The organism is Singulisphaera rosea (assembly GCF_054877945.1).
Genome location: NZ_JBTYIP020000012.1, coordinates 212059 through 229901, shown reverse-complemented (window position 1 = coordinate 229901; position 17843 = coordinate 212059). Strand labels below are relative to the sequence as shown.

The 17843-nt window shown below is 66.2% G+C and carries 9 protein-coding genes; 8 read left to right on the top strand and 1 reads right to left on the bottom strand.

Annotation, left to right across the window (positions count from 1 at the left end; all coding sequences use genetic code 11):
• Positions 1 to 158: 158 nt before the first annotated feature.
• The 6 genes from def to ACYOEI_RS20985 all read left to right on the top strand — a co-directional run bounded on the left by def (position 159) and on the right by ACYOEI_RS20985 (position 8646).
• The gene (gene def, locus ACYOEI_RS21010) at positions 159 to 728 is read left to right on the top strand and encodes a peptide deformylase (protein ID WP_462851525.1); all 570 of its coding nucleotides are present in this window, start codon (positions 159 to 161) and stop codon (positions 726 to 728) included.
• 15 nt (positions 729 to 743) lie between these two features.
• Positions 744 to 1706 carry a methionyl-tRNA formyltransferase gene (gene fmt / locus ACYOEI_RS21005; protein ID WP_462851524.1) on the top strand — a complete coding sequence of 321 codons (963 nt, stop codon included), beginning with the start codon at positions 744 to 746 and terminating at the stop codon, positions 1704 to 1706.
• A 297-nt stretch (positions 1707 to 2003) separates the two neighbouring features.
• Positions 2004 to 3434: a tRNA (N6-isopentenyl adenosine(37)-C2)-methylthiotransferase MiaB gene (gene miaB / locus ACYOEI_RS21000; protein ID WP_462851523.1), complete on the top strand. Its 1431-nt coding sequence runs from the start codon at positions 2004 to 2006 to the stop codon at positions 3432 to 3434.
• A gap of 12 nt (positions 3435 to 3446) precedes the next feature.
• Positions 3447 to 4178: an SMI1/KNR4 family protein gene (locus tag ACYOEI_RS20995; RefSeq protein ID WP_462851522.1), complete on the top strand. Its 732-nt coding sequence runs from the start codon at positions 3447 to 3449 to the stop codon at positions 4176 to 4178.
• A 26-nt stretch (positions 4179 to 4204) separates the two neighbouring features.
• Complete coding sequence (gene glnE / locus ACYOEI_RS20990; RefSeq protein WP_462851521.1) at positions 4205 to 7393, top strand: bifunctional [glutamate--ammonia ligase]-adenylyl-L-tyrosine phosphorylase/[glutamate--ammonia-ligase] adenylyltransferase; 3189 nt, start codon at positions 4205 to 4207, stop codon at positions 7391 to 7393.
• Between the two features lie 464 nt (positions 7394 to 7857).
• The gene (locus ACYOEI_RS20985; RefSeq protein WP_462851520.1) at positions 7858 to 8646 is read left to right on the top strand and encodes a hypothetical protein; all 789 of its coding nucleotides are present in this window, start codon (positions 7858 to 7860) and stop codon (positions 8644 to 8646) included.
• Positions 8647 to 8895: 249 nt separating this feature from the next.
• Here the strand turns inward: ACYOEI_RS20985 and ACYOEI_RS20980 are convergent, their stop codons facing one another.
• Positions 8896 to 9684, bottom strand: coding sequence for a helix-turn-helix transcriptional regulator (locus ACYOEI_RS20980; RefSeq protein WP_462851519.1), 789 nt, complete (start codon positions 9682 to 9684; stop codon positions 8896 to 8898).
• Between the two features lie 333 nt (positions 9685 to 10017).
• On the opposite strand from ACYOEI_RS20980, the gene ACYOEI_RS20975 reads away from it, so the two are divergent.
• On the top strand, positions 10018 to 14511 hold the full coding sequence (locus ACYOEI_RS20975) for a WD40 repeat domain-containing serine/threonine protein kinase (protein WP_462851518.1): 4494 nt from the start codon (positions 10018 to 10020) through the stop codon (positions 14509 to 14511).
• 166 nt (positions 14512 to 14677) lie between these two features.
• A complete protein-coding gene (locus ACYOEI_RS20970; protein ID WP_462851517.1) occupies positions 14678 to 17842 on the top strand; it encodes a hypothetical protein in 3165 nt (1054 codons plus the stop codon).
• The last annotated feature ends 1 nt before the right edge of the window (position 17843 follow it).

Genomic DNA, 17843 nt, shown 5'->3' with positions numbered 1-17843 from the left:
GGACTTGGCTTGTAGCCGAGCCCCGGCGAGGGTTCGTCTAGTCGAGATCACGGTCGACCGTGGCGATGCTGGGCGGCCCTGAGTCGTCTTGGCGGGCTCGTGCCCTGCTCTTTACAATGAGGACGTGTCGTCAGTCCTCCTCGTCTCGGAGATGGCTCGTGCTTCGGATCGTCCCCTATCCCCATCCTGCGCTTCGGTATGAGTCTCGTCCGGTGACCCAGATCGACGACGACCTCCGATCCAAGATTCGCGAGATGTTCGAGTTGATGTACGAGGCACGGGGGATCGGGCTGGCCGCGAACCAGGTCGCCCTCCCCCTCCGTTTCTTCATCCTGAACTTGACCGCCGACCCCGATCAGCCCGATCAGGAACAGGTCTTCATCAACCCGGAGATCGTTAAGCGGCATTCCTCGAACGAGGATGAGGAGGGGTGCTTGAGCTTCCCGAACCTCTATGCCAAGGTCCCGAGGGCCAAGAAGATCAAGGTCCGGGCTTTCGATCTCGACGGGAACCTCGTCGAGCTCGAAGCCGAAGGTCTCCCGGCTCGGGCGATTCAGCATGAGACGGACCATGTGGCCGGGCGGTTGTTCATCGACCTGATGAACACTCCCCTCCGGACCTCGATCGCGGGTAAACTCCGCGAGTTCGAGACGAAGTTCCGGCAGGCCCAGGCGAATGGCGAATATCCCAGCGATGAAGAAATTCGCAAGCAGCTCGACGCCCTTTGAGGATGACTTGAAACTATGTCGTCGACGACCAGGATCGTCATGTTCGGGACGGGCGACTTTGCGCTGCCGACATTCTTAAGACTCTGCGAAACCGGCCATCGGGTCGTGGCGTTGGTCACGCAACCCGACCGTCCTCAGGGTCGAAAGCAGGAGATCATCCCCAGCGCGATCAAGGTCGCGGCCCTCGAACGCGCGATCCCCGTGGAGCAACCCGAGGACGTCAACGCTCCTGTGTCGCTCGACCAGATCCGCTCGTACTCACCCGATCTCTTCGTGACGGCGGCATACGGACAGATCCTCTCGGCGGCCTTGCTCGAGATCCCTCGACTCGGCGGGATCAATCTCCACGGGTCGATCCTGCCGAAATACCGAGGTGCCTCGCCGGTCGCTCGCGCGATCCAGAAGGGGGACGCCGAGACCGGCGTGACGGTGATCCGGATGACACCCAGGATCGACGCGGGGGGCATGATCGCGTTCGCCAGGACGGCGATCGAGCCCGACGAGACTGCGGGAGAACTCGAGGCGCGTTTGTCCGCCCTCGGAGCCCCACTGATCGTCAACTCGATTGCCTCGCTCGAGGCCGGTACCGCGGGGATTCTCCCCCAAACCTCGTCGAAGGTGACCCGGGCACCGAAGCTGACGAAGGACGACGGCCGGATCGACTGGACGAAGTCGGCGCAGACGGTTCATAACCTCGTCCGAGCGATGCAGCCCTGGCCGATCGCATCCACCACGTGGGGACGCCAGGGCGAAGTGGGCCGGGATCCGATCCGCGTCATCGTCCACCGCACCGAGCTTTGCGACGGCGAGGGCGCACCCGGGACGGTGATCGAGGCGGAAGGGGGCCGCCTCGTGGTCGCCTGCGGCCAGGGGGCGATCCGGCTGACAGTTGTCCAACTACCGGGGAAGAAAGCGGGCCCCGCCGCCGAATTCCTTCGTGGACACCGGGTCAACGCCGGTGATCGGATGGGGTCCTGATCGGGATGGTTTAAGCATGATCGAACTTCTTGTCCAGGAATGGGTTCAGGCGAACACCGGGCATCCCCGAACTGCGTTGAGTTTCGAGCCGATTTCTATCGGTCAAGTCGCTTGAAAGGCCCGATTCGAACGCGACCTGGGCGAGCGAACCGATTGACGGTCCCAAATGCCGAGTCCGCTGATCCCTCGGTAGCGCGATTCACATAACGACGTTCGGTCTGTTACAATCGCCCGTCGCTTCCCGATACCGTTCGCCGCGAACCTCGGCCGCCGAGGCGCGATCCCGAGGGCCCCGTGATGGCCGTGACCGAAGGCCCCCCGAAAAAGCTTTACATCGAGACGGTGGGTTGCCAGATGAACCTGCTCGACAGCGAGCTGGTCGTCGGGACGCTGCGCAGCGAGGGATATGTCCTCACGAACGACATCAGCCAGGCCGACACGATCCTCTACAACACGTGCTCCGTCCGACAGCACGCCGAGGACAAGATCTACAGCGCCCTCGGCCGGATCAAGCAGATCAAGGAGCAGAAGCCCGGGGTCTCGATCGGCGTCCTGGGGTGCATGGCCCAGAAGGACCAGGCGAAAATCCTCAAGAGAGCCCCCCACGTCGACGTGATCGTCGGGCCTGGGCAGCTCGGGAAGGTTTCGGAGCTCCTCCTCCTCGCCAAGGAAACGGCGACTCCCCAGATGGCCGTGAGCCTCCCCCGGACCGCGGGGTCGAAGGATACCGTCACGGCCAGCTTCGCCGAGTATGACCCGCTCCGCGAACCCTCGATGCGGCCAAGCCCGTTCCAGGCGTTCGTCCGGATCATGATGGGGTGCGACAAGTTCTGCACCTACTGCATCGTCCCCTCGGTGCGAGGCCCCGAGCAGAGCCGGCCCCCCGACGTGATCGTCAAGGAGGCGAGGCAGCTCGCCGGCGAAGGGGTCAAGGAGATCACGCTCCTCGGCCAAACGGTCAACAGCTACAAGTACACGACCCCCGACGGACGCACGTCGCGGCTCTCCGACCTCCTGGCAAGGCTCCACGACATCGAGGGCGTCGAGCGGATCAAGTTCATCACGAACTATCCCAACGACATGACGGATGACCTCCTCCAGGCCATCCGCGACCTGCCCAGGGTCTCGCGATACCTCCACATCCCGGCGCAGAGCGGTTGCGACGAGATGTTGAAGAAGATGAAGCGGAACTACACCGTCGCCTTCTACGATGAGATGCTCGCGAAAACCCGCGAGACGATCCCCGGCGTCGCGGTCTCGAGCGACTTCATCGTCGGCTTTTGCGGCGAGACCGAGGCCTCGTTCTTACGCACCATGCGGCTCGTCGAACGCTCGCGATTCAAGAATAGCTTCATCTTCAAATATAGCGCCCGGCAGGGGACGAAGGCCGACGTCCTCTTCAACGACGACATCTCGGAAGAGGTCAAGAAGCGGCGGAACAACGACCTCCTCGCTGTCCAGAACGCCATCTGCTTCGAGGACAATCGCCCCTTCGTGGATACGGTCGTCGAAGTCTTGGTCGAGGGTCCGAGCAAATCGGCCGCCAAGCGGGATGTGCCGGGAGAGCTCGGCCAGCTCACCGGGCGGACGACGTGCGACCGGATCGTCGTCTTCGACGGGCATGAGCGACTGGTCGGACGGATCGTGCCGGTACGGATCGAGGACGCGACTGCCGTCACGCTCTTCGGTCAAGTCGTCACCACGGAAATGGTCACGCCTCGGGCGTAAAGGGGGATGGGGATGGGAAGCCCGCTCAACGACCGAGTCGGTCGTTGGGTCGCGATGGTCGGTATCGACCCCGCGCTCGCCCCGACTCCCGAGGCCTTCGAGGCCCAGTTCCTCGACATGCCGGACCCGTGCCGGCCCGGGGCCGATCGGCGAGCCATCGACGATTGGGAGCACCGCTACGGCTTCGAGCTCCCCGCCAGCCTTCGCGCCTGGCTCGAGCTCTCCGACGGCTTCTACCTGAACGGTCCCATGATCCATCCGCTCTCGGGGATCGGGCCGATGGTCCCGTTCGCCCAGGTCCCGGACCTCCTCGTCCAGCCCGAGAGCTGGTTCGAGCTGGGCAATCCCAACGTCGAGACGGTCTGCATCGACCTCGGCTATCGCTGGCCTGGGGACGACTGCCCGATTTTCACCTCAGGCGACGACCTCGCCCAGAGCCGTCCTCGGGTCATCTCCTCGGGCTTCACGACCTGGTTCCTCGAACTGCTGCACCGGGGAGGGCGTGAATATTGGTTCGACCCCGGCTTCGAGGACCTGGGCGACCCCTGGGCGGAACACCGACGATTCACCCCGGCGCCCCCCCTGCCCGATCGCCTTCGACCCCTCGCGGCCCACGTCTTGCCTCTCATGCGCCCCGGTGCGGACGACCGCTCCATTGCGACCTCGCTCGGCATTAGCCGAGGCGACGTCGAGACGATCTTTCGACACCTCCAGCACGGCTCGCCCGATTTCGCCGGATCTTGACCGGTCGTTCCCGAGGGCGCATTGGCATGATCGAGGAACGCACGTCCTCCCCCCAACAACTGTTCCACGATCTCGACGACCTCGAGTGGTGCAAGCTCTGGCTCGCGGGGCTCGGCGTCCGCGACTCGGAACGCGGTTCACGAGACCTGCGTGACCTGGCCCGCCGCTGTCACGGGGTCGGTCTGATGGCGCAGCTTGCCGGACACCTGGACGCCCTGCTCCCGAAATGCCCTGATCCCGGGATGGCCCTCACGAACCTCGAGCTCTACGTCGCAGCGAGCCTGGACCCCGACGCCACCCTCCAGTTCCTGGCCGCGAACCCCCGGACGATGGAAATCCTCGTCCAGCTCTTCAGCACGAGTCAGCATTTTAGCGAGATGATGATTCGAGAGCCCGACCTCCTCGACTGGCTTCGAGGTGGCGCGGACCGTCGCGACCGGGACGCCTTGATCGCGGATCTTTGGGACGAACTTCGCGCGGCGACCGACGAAGCGTCCGAGCGGCTCGTGATTCGACGGTTCCGAAGGCGGGAGATGCTCCGCATCGGTTACAACGACATCGTGCGGGGGATCCCGCTCGAAGTCGTGACCGTCGACCTCTCCCACCTCGCCGACGCGTGCGTCGAGTCCGCCTGCCGGCTCGCTCGCCGACGCGCCGAGGAGAAGCACGGGGCCCCTTCCGGACGTGGTCGAGAGCCCGCGAGGTTCGTCGTTCTCGCGATGGGCAAGCTTGGGGGCGAGGAGCTTAACTACAGCTCCGACATCGATCTCATCTTCCTCTACGACGTCGAGGGGCAGACCGCCGGCCCTCGGGTCGTCTCGAACGCCGAATTCTTCGCCAAGATGGGGAGCGACGTCGTCCGGCTCCTCTCCGACCACACGTCGCTCGGGATGGCCTATCGAGTCGACATGCGACTCAGGCCCGAAGGGGACCAGGGCGCCCTCGCCCGTTCGCTTGAGGCGACCCTTGGCTACTACGAGACCAGCGGCCGGACCTGGGAACGTCAGGCCTTGATCAAATGCCGGCCGATTGCCGGCGAGCTCACCCTCGGACGGACCTTCCTCGACGCGATCATGCCGTTCGTCTACCGCCGCTATCTGAGTGGCGCGGAGATCAACGAGATCAAGACGATGAAGCGCCGGATCGAGCAGCGGACGCTCTCGGCCGGGACCTCCGAGGTTGAGGTCAAGACCGGGCACGGGGGGATCCGCGACGTCGAGTTCGTCGTCCAGTTCCTCCAACTCCTCCACGGCGGGACCTACCCCGAGGTCCGACTCCCGAACACGCTCCAGGCGATGTCGCAGCTCGAGCTCGTCGGTTGCCTGACCGGCGAGGAACGCGGGATTATGGAAAATACGTATCGATTTCTCCGACGTGTCGAGCACCGGCTCCAGACCATGTTCGACCGCCAGACCCACGAGATGCCGCGTAACCTCGATGAGCAGCGGATCCTCGCCATTCGAATGGGCTACCCTCTGGCAAGCATCTGGGAAGACCGAACCGGGCCGGCCCAGAGGTTCCTGGCCGATTATCGGTCGAAGACGGAGCTCAACCGCCGGATCCTCAACCACCTCCTCCACGACGCCTTCCGCGACGACGCCGGGGCGACCGCCGACCCGATCGTCGACCTCGTCCTCGACCCGGCCCCGAGTCAGGAGTTGATCGAGGAAGTCCTCGGCAAATATCCGTTCCACGATCGCCTCACCGCATACCAGAACCTCCTGGCCCTGGCCCGTGAGGATTTCCCCTTCCTATCCCAGGCCCGCTGCCGCCACTTCTTCGCCGCGATCGCCCCGCGATTGCTCCAGGCGGTCGGCGAGACGCCCGACCCCGACATGGCGCTCACCAACCTCGAGAAGGTCTCCGCATCGCTCGGGGCCAAGGCGATCCTCTGGGAACTCTTCAATTTCAACCCTCCCACGTTGCGCATGTATGTGCAATTGTGTGCGACGAGCCAGTTCCTCTCCGAGATCCTCATCAACAACCCGGGCATGATCGACGAGTTGATGGACTCGCTCGTTGCCGACCGCCCGCTCTCCGCCCAGGCGATCAAGGCCGAGCTTTCGGAGCTCTGCAAGGGGGCCGAAGACCTCGCCCCGATCCTGGTGAGCTTCCGCAACAAGGAGTGGGTCCGGATCGGGATCCGCGACATCCTCGGGCGTGAACCGATCCGCGACGTGACCCGCGAGCTCTCCGACGTCGCCGAGGCGATCGTCGGCCAGGTCGCCCGGGACCAGTGGGAACGCCGGGCCCTCCGCTACGGCACGCCCCGCTCCGGCGCCGACGGAAAGCGATCGCGCTGGGCGATCCTGGGCCTCGGCAAGCTCGGCGGGCGGGAGCTGAATTATCACAGCGACCTCGACCTGATCTTCCTCCGAGAGTCCGAGGGCGAGACGAGCGGTGGCCCCGAATCGATCAGCAACGACGAATTCGTGACCGAGGTCGTGAGGCGGACCCTCCGCTTCCTTGGCGGGGGTTCGAGTACGTCACCACTGTATTCGATCGACGCGAGGCTCCGGCCGTATGGGGCCTCGGGACCGCTCGTCGTCACCCTCGACGAATTCCGACGCTATTTCGAGTCTCAGGCCCAATCGTGGGAACGGCTCGCCTTGACCCGGTCCCGGGTCATCTTCGCCAACGGGATTTTCGGCCGCTCGGTCAGCGAGGCCATCCTCGACATCCTCGCCGTCTCCGTCGAGCCCGAGTCCCTGGCCCGCGAAGTCGTGGCGATGCGCCGAAGGCTCGAGGACACCGGGGCCCGGAACGACCTGAAGCGAGGCTGGGGAGGGATTGCGGATATCGAATTCGTCGTGCAATACCTCCAGCTCGTGCACGCCCTGAACCATCCCGAGGTGATCCGGTCGAACCTCTGGGAGACGCTCGACGCGCTTCGCCGGGCCGGCCTCCTCGCGCCTGAGGCCTGCACCGACCTCCGCGAAGCCTACGAATTCCTCCGGACCGTGGAGAGTCGTCTCCGACTCGTCCAGAACCGGAGCGTCTCCGACCTGCCCGAAAACCCGGCCGAGCTCACGCGCCTCGCCCGGCGTCTCAACTACGACCCGAGCCACCTCGACGCGTCGGCCCTGGCATTCTCCGCCGACGCCGATCGCCACGCCGTCCGCACACGAGCGATCTTCCAACAAGTGATCGGGGACGTCGCCGGGATCAACCTCAACGACGCACCGACGAACGGCGGGGAAAGCGGAAAGTCTTGAGCCTTCGATTCGCCTGCCTCTCGGGAACCAACAACGCCGAGGGATCGCCGGAAGGGCGCGAGGATCGTGGCCATTGGGCGGTCGAGTCGGCGCATCGCGTTACCCGGACGATTCGACGTCTCGAGGTCCGCGGGATCGCTGCACTCCGACCCCACCCCCTTTCTTGCTCCGTTTCCGCTCAACAGAACGCACGAACCGTGGAGCTCTGACAAAGCTGGAGAACGATGAATTGGCACAAACAGTTCTTATGCGTCGAGTCCCTTAGGATCATGATTCGGGGGTCGTTCGCCCAATAAATCTCCGGGAACGACGGTTGAAACGAGTTATCCTGGCCGTTCTGGGCCTGCCCTCGGGGGCGGCCCCATTGACGAACGATTGTGTGGTCGAGAGAAATTTATCGTCACACAAACAACGTCAAACCGTTCTGTTTGGTGCCGTTTTGTTTCACCAGATGGGAGACTCGCATGCCAGACATCGACCCCACGGAAATCACCGAACAGATGCGTACGTTCCATGCGGAGGACGTGGCCGAGCAGGATGCATGGAAGCTTCATAGCCAGATGTGGCGAACGATCGCGGCCCGCTTCTACAACCTGCACAGCATCGACCTGCGAAAGCATGTCAAGTCGATCGTGAAAGTGAACCCGACGATCAACGCCGGCTTCGACTTCGTGCCGGTCGACGCCGCGAAATGGTCCGATGCGCTCCTTCGCGGGGGATTTCAGCCGGATTCCCGCGAGCGGATCCTGGGCATTTTGCCTTCGGTTGGCAGTATCGCCGCGATGGCGACGCATGGTCAGGGCTATCGGGAGAACTCCGAGCCTAGCCTGCATTGCGCGGTCGCCTCGGACATCTGCAACGTCCACCTCGACAATATCGGGATCCGCCTGGGCAGCTACAATGCCAATGCGCCCGAGCACGTCGTGGACGAGCTCATCTGGCAGGACAAGATCTTACCGGGACTTCTGAAGATCGGCATTTCCACCCACCTCGTCGACCTCCTTCGTCGCGTCCACCCGGTCATACCCAACCTCCGACAGGTGACCGCGGTGACGAAGGAATGGCAACCACGCGTCGCGGTCGAGCTCGACATCGCCCGAGTGCGCAGCAAGGACGCATCGAAACAATTGCGGGTCTACATTGATTTTACGCATGCGTGCAGCGACTCGACGTGTAAGCTGCTCAACAACATGCAGGGGAAGACCTACAATGATGATCGAGTCATGTTCATGATCGATGTAAAAGGGCTATGAACGTTGCATTGTCGATGTAATATCGATCAAAATTATAAAGTGAGAGATTAGAGACTAGGTCGCGGTCGGGTCCGATCCGATCATACGTGGTCGTTCTCGGTGTGGCTGACCCGATTCGCCACACGTCAGAATTCGGCCAAGAGGAAAGATCGGGTCCGCCGATCCAATTCATCGTGTCCCCTTTTCTTGTCCTGCGATCTTCCGTACTCGGCATCGCAAGGAGGAGCCTCGGCCGAACCCGGAGGGGAATCAGGGGTTGCGCTCGGTCGGTCGTCGGCGGATGAACAGACTCAGGAGTTCGGCGCGGGTCGCGACGCCTAGGCGCCGATAGAGCTCGGTCACGTACTCATGGATCGTGGGTCGGCTCAGTCTGAGCCGGGATGCGATCTGCTTCTCGGTATCGCCCTCGAGCAGGAGCTCCAGAGTCTGGCGGAGGCGCGGTGAGAGCGTGGCGAGGGCGTTCCCCTCGGCCCGCGCCAGGGCTGTGCCGAGCAAGGGGCCCGACTCGGACTGGAACAAATTGACGAGGCGGCGGTCCCTCTCGCCGAAATCGGGTCGGCGATAGTTGCGATGGAGGATGATCGCCTCGAGCATCCCACGCCTTGCGTCCTCGGCGAATGAGAAGAGGTCGTGGCCCTGGTCCGCGTCGTGACAGAGCCCGTAGAAATCGGACTTTCGCCAGATTTTCTCGTCGATCAGGCTGACCCGGGGTTGAGTGGCAACCTCACCCTTCATCTTACGCATTGCCCCGATGATCAGGGGCTGGTTCGGCCCGAAGTGGCGCATAAACTCCTCGTAGAGCGCCAGTTGGGCGGTTGTGTAGCCGAAGTCGACGGGCAGGATCAGCCGGAATGATCCCTCGCGGCGAGGCCATTTCGCCTCGCCGCCATTGGCCGAATCGGCACCGATGAGTCGGCATAGGCCCTCCAGGGCGTGGATCCGCCATGCCAGTGGGTCGAGGCCGAGCTCGCGACATTCACCGACCAACCGGAACGCGGCGCGGATCTCGGGCAATCTCAGCCGCTGGGACTTCGCCATCGTGGCCGGACCCCTCTCTTTAGAGGGATGGAAATCGAAACGTACGCCGGCCATGATAAAAAACATCTTTGGATTGTCCACACAGGACCCTAATCCATGTCCGTTAGGCCCCGGTAATGATGGATTTCGGCACGATAAGACCCGTCAGCGGAGGAAAAGGAGCTGAGTGGGACGTGCTAAGCCAGGGCGGGCTCCCCGCTCGACGACGCTCGGCCTCACCCCACCCCAATCGCCGGATGCACCCGATGATCTCGGGGCGGGCTCGTCGAGCCCGAGTCGGCGTCTTCCCGTGACCGGGACATTCTCGACGGAACAGGACCCCCGCCTTTTCCCATGAGCCATGCACAGCCGAACAATCGAGCGGCCCTCGCCGCCGAGATCAACCGCTTCAAGGAGGCCTGGCGCCTGGGAAGGCGGCCGCGGATCGAAGACTTCGTGGCCTCCGCCCCCGAGCCTGTTCGCGTCGAACTGTCGCGATTTCTCCCGAAGGTCGAAGCCGAGCTCCGCGAGGAATACCGAGGACACAAGGGGACCCGCGAGTCGGGTAGGAGCCCTGTGAGCGGCGGTCGGGCCGCCGAAGAGTCACCGATCGACCCGGACTTGGTGTTGGGCCTGCCCGAGGCCCACCGCACGCCGGCCAGGGACGCCACGATGACGAAGGGACCGGCCGAGGCCGAGGCCGCGACCCATACTCCAACGCCCGAGAGCACCGTCTCGCGGGCGTCGGTCGGGGATGCCGCCGCGACGCCCTCTCCGGACCCGGGGATCACGGCGTTGCTAGCCCGATCACCGGAAGCCGACGGTTCCCACGTGCGAGATCCGGGGGCGACAGCCACGTCCCTGCCCCGCCAGTCGACGACGAAGAGCCAGGTCCCGGGAGCCAAGGCTTCGACCGGCAGTCCGCCCGGCGCGGCGACGTCGCGAGAGAAGGCCAAGGCCGAGACCATCGGGCGTTACGTGGTCGTCCGCACGATCGGCCGGGGAGCGTTCGGCGAGGTGCACCTCGCGTTCGACCCGCAATTGGAACGGTATGTCGCCATCAAGGTGCCGCGGCGGGATCGGGTCGTGTCCGAAGAGCGGATCCGAGAGTACCTGGACGAGGCCCGATCCCTGGCGAGGCTCGACCACCCGGGGATCGTCCGGGTCTACGACGCCGGGAGGACGGCCGATGGGGGATGCTATTGCGTCTCGCAGTACGTCGAGGGACCGGACCTCGAGGCCGTGGTGAAGCGGAGCCGACCCTCGGCGGCCGAGGCCGCGGCAATCATTGCACTCGCGGCCGAGGCGCTCCACCATGCCCATGAGCGCGGGCTCGTCCACCGCGACATCAAGCCGGCGAATATCCTGATCGAGGCCGACGGCAAGCCGCATGTGGCCGACTTCGGGCTGGCCCTCCGCGACGAGGACTTCGGCAAGGGGTCGGGCTTCGCCGGGACCCCGGCCTACATGAGCCCCGAGCAGGCGAGGGGTGAGGGACACCGAGTCGACCGCCGCTCCGACGTTTACAGCCTGGGCGCAGTGCTCTACGAGCTGCTTACCGGCGAAAGGCCCTTCCGCGGTAAGGACCTCAGAGTCCTGCTCGCAAGGATCGGAAGCGACGAGCCGACCCCGCCCGCGCAGGTCGAGCCGACCACCCCGGCCGAGCTTGAACGGATCTGCCTGAAGTCTATGGCTAAGCGTGCCTCCGACCGCTACGTGACGGCGAAGCAGCTCGCCGAGGACCTGCTCAACTGGGAGCGTTCGCGCACGGGAGCCGGGGCCGGGAGGGCCGGCTACGACTCGAGCGAGGGGGGCGAAACCCGCATCGTCCCGCCGGGCCTGCGGTCGTTCGGGGCCGACGACGCCGAGAGTTACCCGGAGTTGCTCCCGGGGCCTCGAGGCCGCGATGGCCTGCCAGACTCGCTCCGATTCTGGAAGGACCGTACCGAGGAGATCGACGCCGCGGAGACATTCCGCGTCGGCCTCCTGCTCGGGCCCTCGGGATGCGGCAAGTCCTCGCTCGTACGTGCGGGGCTGCTACCTCGCCTGGCGGCCCACGTCATCCCCATCTATGTCGAGGCCACTTTCGACGAGTCCGAGGCGGCGCTGGCAAAGGCGATCGCCAGGCGGTGTCCGAATTTGCCCGAGGCGGGCGACCCGGCCGGGATGATCGCCGACCTGAGGCGCGGACATGGCCCGCCCGCGGGCCGCAAGTTCCTGATCGTGATCGACCAGTTCGAGCAATGGCTCTTCGCCCACGGGCCCGAGCGCGACGCGCCGCTCGTGCGTGCGATTCGCCAGTGCGACGGGGGACGTGTCCAGTGCCTGCTCCTGGCGAGGGATGACTACGCCCTGGCCGCGACGGGCTTCATGGCGGACATCGAGGTCCCCCTCGTCCAAGGCCAGAACTTCGCCGCCCTGGGGCTGTTCGACCAGGCGCACGCGCTTGCGGTCCTCGCGCGGTTCGGGCGGGCTCTCGGCCGGCTCCCCGCGGACCCGAGCCGGGCGACCGACGCCCATCGCGAGTTCCTCGAGCAGGCCGTGGCGGCCCTCGCCCAGGGGGAGAAGGTCGTGCCCGTCCGGATCGCCCTGTTCGCCGAGATGGCCAAGGAGCGGGCCTGGGTGCCCGCGACGCTGAAAGCCATCGGCGGGGCGGAGGGGATCGGCGTGGCCTTCCTCGACGAGCAGCTCGGCACGAGCGCCGCGAACCCGGGCCACCGCACGCTCTCCGGCCCGGCCAGGCTCCTGCTGCAGTCACTGCTGCCCCGGTCCGCCTCGGACCTCCGCGGACATCGCCGGAGCCATCGCGAGCTGGCCGAGGCGGCCGGGCTCGTGGGGAAGCCCTCCGCCCTGGCGGACCTGATCAAGATCCTCGACGGCGAGCTCCGGTTGATCACCGCATCCCGCGCGGCCGAGTCGGAGGACGCGCCCTCGCCCGGTTCGGTCTATGACTTCGCGGCGGACGACCCCGGCACAGGTCGGGCGCGGGGGCGGCCCGACGACCTCTATCAACTCGCCCACGACCACTGGGTACCGATCATCCGCCAATGGCTCGGGAAGCTGAAGCGGGAAACCCCCGCCGGGCGTGCCGAGATCGTCCTCGCCGAGCGGTCGGCGCTCTGGTGGGACCGGCCCCAGGTCAGGCTCCTCCCTTCTTGGAGAGAGTGGGTCGAGATCCGTCGGCGGACCCGCAAGGCCGACTGGACCGACCACCAGCGTCGCATGATGCGGTCGGCCGACCGCTGGCATCTCGCCGGGTCGGCCTTCGGGCTGTTTCTTCTCGGCCTCACCGTCTCTGGTCTCTGGGGGTTCGTCCGCCTCAAGGCCGAGCGTCGGGAGGTGGAGCGGATTCGTAACAGCGCCGAGCTGCGGTCGAGGACCCTGGCCGCACGCGAATACGCTGCGAGGTTGGGAGATGCCCAGGAGGCCCAACGCGGCGGAGCGATCGACCTGGCCGCCATCCTGCTCGCCCGGTGCGATCCAAGTCTGCGAGGCTGGGAGTGGCGACACCTCGACGGACTCGTCCGCGCCGGCCTGGCCCGGAACGCCTCCAACTCCGGAGGCTACTACGACGTTTCGGCCCTCCTCGAAGCCCCAACCACGCTCGCCCACACCGCGGCCCCCGACGGTTCCATCGTCATCGCCTCGAAGGAGAATGACTCCGTCATTGTCCGAGCCGTCCGTGCGGGCCGACGGATCGAGACCCGAATCGACTCGTACGCGAGCCGGCCGGCTGTCGCAGCGATCTTCGCCCCCGAAGGTTCGCAGCTCGTCCTTGTCCGAGGCACTCCCGGGAACCCGAACCCGACCGGTCCCTACGAGCTCACGGTCTGGGACGTCGATTCCGGCCGGCAGCTCTGGACCGCACCCGCGAGCTACGACGACTCCAATCGCTGGTTCCGCTTCAGCCCCGATGGCCGCCTGGCCGTCGTGGGTCCGGAGCGATCGGTGCGCGACGTCTCGAACGGTCGTGTTGTCCGCCCCACGGCCGTCGACTCGGACCCGGATTTCAACCCGATGAGGGCACGCAAATTCCGGTTCGAGTCGGGGGGCCGAAACTACGCATACGGCCGTGAATCGTCCCTCGTCGTTGTCGATGACTTCTCGGGTCAGGCCCTCCGGACCATCCCTGGTTTCGCGGAGAACTCCCTGCCGCGAATGTTCCCCGCCCCCGCCCCCGGCTCGACGCGACTCCTGACTCGCGGCCGGCAGGGGGATGCCGTGGCGGGCGTCAACAGCCTGATCCCGACCGTGCGGTTCGTCCCGCGATCGATGGACGACGTCGGGGACGGCCTCGTCCCCATTGCGGTCTGGGACACCGACCGCGGGACCGTCCTGTGGTCCGACCGGAGGAGATATTCGCCGGACTTCTCGGTCGCGTTCAGCCCCTCCGCGAAGCTGTTCGCACTCTGGGGCGGCAATCCTCCACTCCTCATCCTCGAAACCGACACCGGGCGGCCCGTCGCCGAGCTTGGCACCCAGCCGCCCCACGAGGCGGCCATCGCCTTCAGCGGCGATGACCGCCTGGTGGCCATGGCAGAGTCAAAGGGGCTTGTCCGGATCTGGGAACTGCCAAAGGGTCGGCTGGTCCACGAGCTGGACGGACCCAGCGAAGCGATCACGTTCGATCCCGACGGCTCGAGGCTGGCCACGACCGGCAAGGGGCGATTCGCCACCTTCTGGGACATCGACACCGGCATCCGAGTCTTAACCCTCCCCGGCGACGGGGGCGATTCGATCCGCTTCGACCACGAGGGCCGTCGGCTGACCGCCGGCAAGGCCAGCCGGTTCGCGCCGAGACCGCGCCACAATGGCGGGCCCGCACCCCCCAGAGCCGGTACGCCTTGAGACCGGCCGAAGATCGTGGGAACTCGCGTAGAGACGGGACTGCCCGGATCGCCTTGGGGCACTCACGATCAATTTTATCAGTATGGATTCCTGGAACGAGCCGGGAATGGCCATGAGCCCTCGGACCGTCCCGATAGCCCGTAAGGTCGTACCGCCCGGAGAGAGTATGCCCCCCCTCGAACCTACCCAATCCGCCGGTGAGAGCTTGGCCACGCAATTCTCGCGTCTCTGGGATCGCGAGGGTACGCCGCCCGAGCCGCGCAGATTCCTGCGAGCCCATCCCGAAGCCAGCCTGCGCGATCGCGCGGAAGTGGTCCGGGTCGATCAGCGTCGCCGATGGGATCGGGGGACGCCCCGTCCCCTGTCGGAATATTTCCGCGACCATCCCGAGCTCGCCGCCCAGGCCGCGGTGAGGTTGGCCTTGGTTGTCGCCGAATACCGGACGGCCTGCCGGCACGGCCGAGCCCCGGATCGCGAGGCGTTTTTGGCGGAGTATCCGGACCTGCCGACGCTCCGCGACAAAGTGCCCGAGACCGCCAGACCCGCCGCCCCGAAGCCCGAAGCCCCTCCGGCGCTCAACGATCGTGGGGAGGCCGTGATCGCGCTTCCTACCGACACCGAGGTCTACTCTTTCGCCGCCTTCGAGGCCGACGACCTCCGCGTCGACCGGGCTGACGGCGACGGCCTGGCGGGCCACCTGCCTGACGCCGCCGACATCGACGCCGCGATTTCACCCGTGGCGAGGCCCGTCCACCCGCTCGCCGACCCGACCATCGACCCGCTCCCGAAGCCTCGGCAGCCGCCAAAGAACTGGGCGGGCCGTAAGCTTGCCGAGCGTGCCAAACGTTGGAACGAGTCTCCGAGTCTCGGATCCGCTCCGTGGTTCTGGGAGTCGGCGGCGATCCTCGCGACCACGCGCCGGGCCGACTGGACGAAGCGTCAGCGCAGCCTCATGACGGCCGCGGTGTGGATCCACGCGGCGGGCCTGGTCGCAGTCGTCGCCGCCTCGTTCGTCGTGATCAAGGCATGGGGCTTCGTTTCGTTCTATCGATCCCTCGGCGAATTCGGCCCGGAGATCGCCGTGAGCGATCCGGAGGCCGTTCGGCGCTACTCCGAAGAGTTGATGGCCGCCTCTTTGGTCGGCGGCGAAGCCCGGAGGACTCGCCTCGAGTCGACGGATCCCAAGCTCCGCGGCTGGGAGTGGAATCACCTGCGCGTCCCGCCGCCGCCGTCCCCGGTCGGGTTCGCGGACGCCGCCGAGATCACCGCGGTTGCCTTCGATCGGGGCGCCGAGAACGTCGCGATCGCCGCCAAGTTCTCCGTGCCACCGAAGGACCGCAACGAACCGACCGGGACACGCGGGGCGGTCCGGAGTTTGAGGCTTGTCGATGGCACCTTGAAGGAGGTCTTCTCGGCCGACGCGCCGGCGGGGCGACTGGCGTTCAGCCCCGACGGGAGCCGGATCGCGCTCGCCGGTCAGGACGGATCGGCGGCGGTCTGCGACCTCGCGAGGGGAGTCTCGTCCGTCCTGCCGGCCTCCCGCGACGGCAACTCCCAGGCCTTCCACGCGACCGACCTGGCTTTCGCCCCGCGTACCCGAGAGATCCTGCTCCTCACACGCGAGGGCCCGCTCCGCTCCTGGGATCCGACGAAGGGGGCGGACACCCGCATCCTGGCCCAGGCTTTTGAAGGGGCCGAACGACTCGCGACGAACCTCGACGGCTCGCGAGTCGCCGTGGCGGGGAAGGGCCAATTCGTCCTGCTGGACCCTGCGAAGGGGACCCCCGTGGCAACTTCGGGGCACAAGGATGACGCAATGCCCACCAACCTCGCCCTTTCGCCCGACGGATCCCTCGTCGCCGTATCTACCACCGAGGGGCTCGAGATCCGGAAGACGTCCGACGGGAGCGTCCTCCGTCGCCTGATCGTGACCGCGTCCGCCGGCGACCGATTAGCCTTCGACCCGGCGTCCGAGCATATTGCGATCGAGACCGCCGACGGGGTCCGCCTCTATGATGCGAAGAACGACAAGGAACCGAGGCTCCTCAAGGGAGGATCCTCCATCAACCAACCGTTCGCGAGGGTCAGCTTCCGGGCCGACGGGCTCCAGTTGGCGGCTCGCGGGATGGTCTGGGACCTGTCCGATGGGAAGTCGGCTCGCGACGATCGAGACAACTCGTCGGGCCTCTTCGCGCCTCGGGGGACCCGATTCATATCCCCGAGGGGAGGGACTATCCAGGTGACCGACCCGTTGCAAGCGGTCCGGGTCCGCACCCTGAACGTCGGGGGCGCGATGGCGCCGGACGGGCGACGGATCCTCACCGTGCTGCCCGGGAATCACGTCCTCGACGTCGATTCGGGCAAGTCCCTCTTCCACCTCGGCGATGTCGGATCGCGATATTTCGACGTGGCCGCCTACCGGCCGGACGGGAAGCAGTTCGCCTGCGCCGACCGCGAGGACGAGGTCCATCTCTGGGACGCGCGGAGCGTCACGTCGGGCCGGACGATCAAGCTCCGATCGGTCGTGGCGCTGTCCTATACCCTCGACTCGAAATACCTGATCGCGGTCGTCGGTCCCCGTCGCGGATTCCCCGAGAACGCGAGCCTCACGGTGCCGCGTTCGGTCGTCTATCTCGACTCGGGAACGGGCGAGATTGCCCGAGCCCTCACGGGGGGGTATTACCAGATCGGGGTGCGGGTGGCGCCGAGCCCCGACGGCCGGCTGCTCGCGGCCGGCAGCGTGCACAACACCGTGCGGGTGTTCGACACGCTGAACGGCTGGATGCGCCGGACGTTCGAGGGCCATACCGGGATGCCCGTGGACGTCGCGTTCAGCCCCAACGGGCGGTTGCTCGCCTCCTGCTGCGTCAGCGACCGCGACCACCCCCCGGCGTCCCCGAATGCACCCGACGGTGAGGTGAAGCTCTGGGACGTCGCCGCCGGTCGCGAGGCCCGTACGCTGCCCGGCGCGGCCTTCGGCGTCGCGTTCAGCCCGGACGGCCGCCGACTCGCCGCCGCCGGGCGGCAGGAAGTCGTCATCTGGGACGTCTCCACCGGAATCCGGCTCCTCTCCCTCCCGCTCGACGCGGCGAACCGGCCCACCAAGAGCCTTATGGAGTTTCAATCCCTCGAGAGGATGACAAGTTCCACGGGTGTCTGGGCCGTCCCCGTCTCCTTCACCAGGGACGGGGCGCGGCTCGTGCTTACGGGCAGGAAGTTCCACGAACGGGAATGGCAGCAAGGAGACGATCTGCCCGAACGTACAGTGATCTGGGACTCCGTCTCGACCCCCGATGCAGGGGCGGCCCCGGCTCTTGAGCCTGGCCGTTAGC

Excerpts from the sequence above, each read along its gene's own strand:
- fmt (WP_462851524.1), top strand. The coding sequence starts at position 744 with ATGTCGTCGACGACCAGGATCGTCATGTTCGGGACGGGCGACTTTGCG.
- miaB (WP_462851523.1), top strand. The coding sequence starts at position 2,004 with ATGGCCGTGACCGAAGGCCCCCCGAAAAAGCTTTACATCGAGACGGTG.
- ACYOEI_RS20995 (WP_462851522.1), top strand. The coding sequence starts at position 3,447 with ATGGGAAGCCCGCTCAACGACCGAGTCGGTCGTTGGGTCGCGATGGTC.
- glnE (WP_462851521.1), top strand. The coding sequence starts at position 4,205 with ATGATCGAGGAACGCACGTCCTCCCCCCAACAACTGTTCCACGATCTC.
- ACYOEI_RS20985 (WP_462851520.1), top strand. The coding sequence starts at position 7,858 with ATGCCAGACATCGACCCCACGGAAATCACCGAACAGATGCGTACGTTC.
- ACYOEI_RS20980 (WP_462851519.1), bottom strand. The coding sequence starts at position 9,684 with ATGGCGAAGTCCCAGCGGCTGAGATTGCCCGAGATCCGCGCCGCGTTC.
- ACYOEI_RS20975 (WP_462851518.1), top strand. The coding sequence starts at position 10,018 with ATGAGCCATGCACAGCCGAACAATCGAGCGGCCCTCGCCGCCGAGATC.
- ACYOEI_RS20970 (WP_462851517.1), top strand. The coding sequence starts at position 14,678 with ATGCCCCCCCTCGAACCTACCCAATCCGCCGGTGAGAGCTTGGCCACG.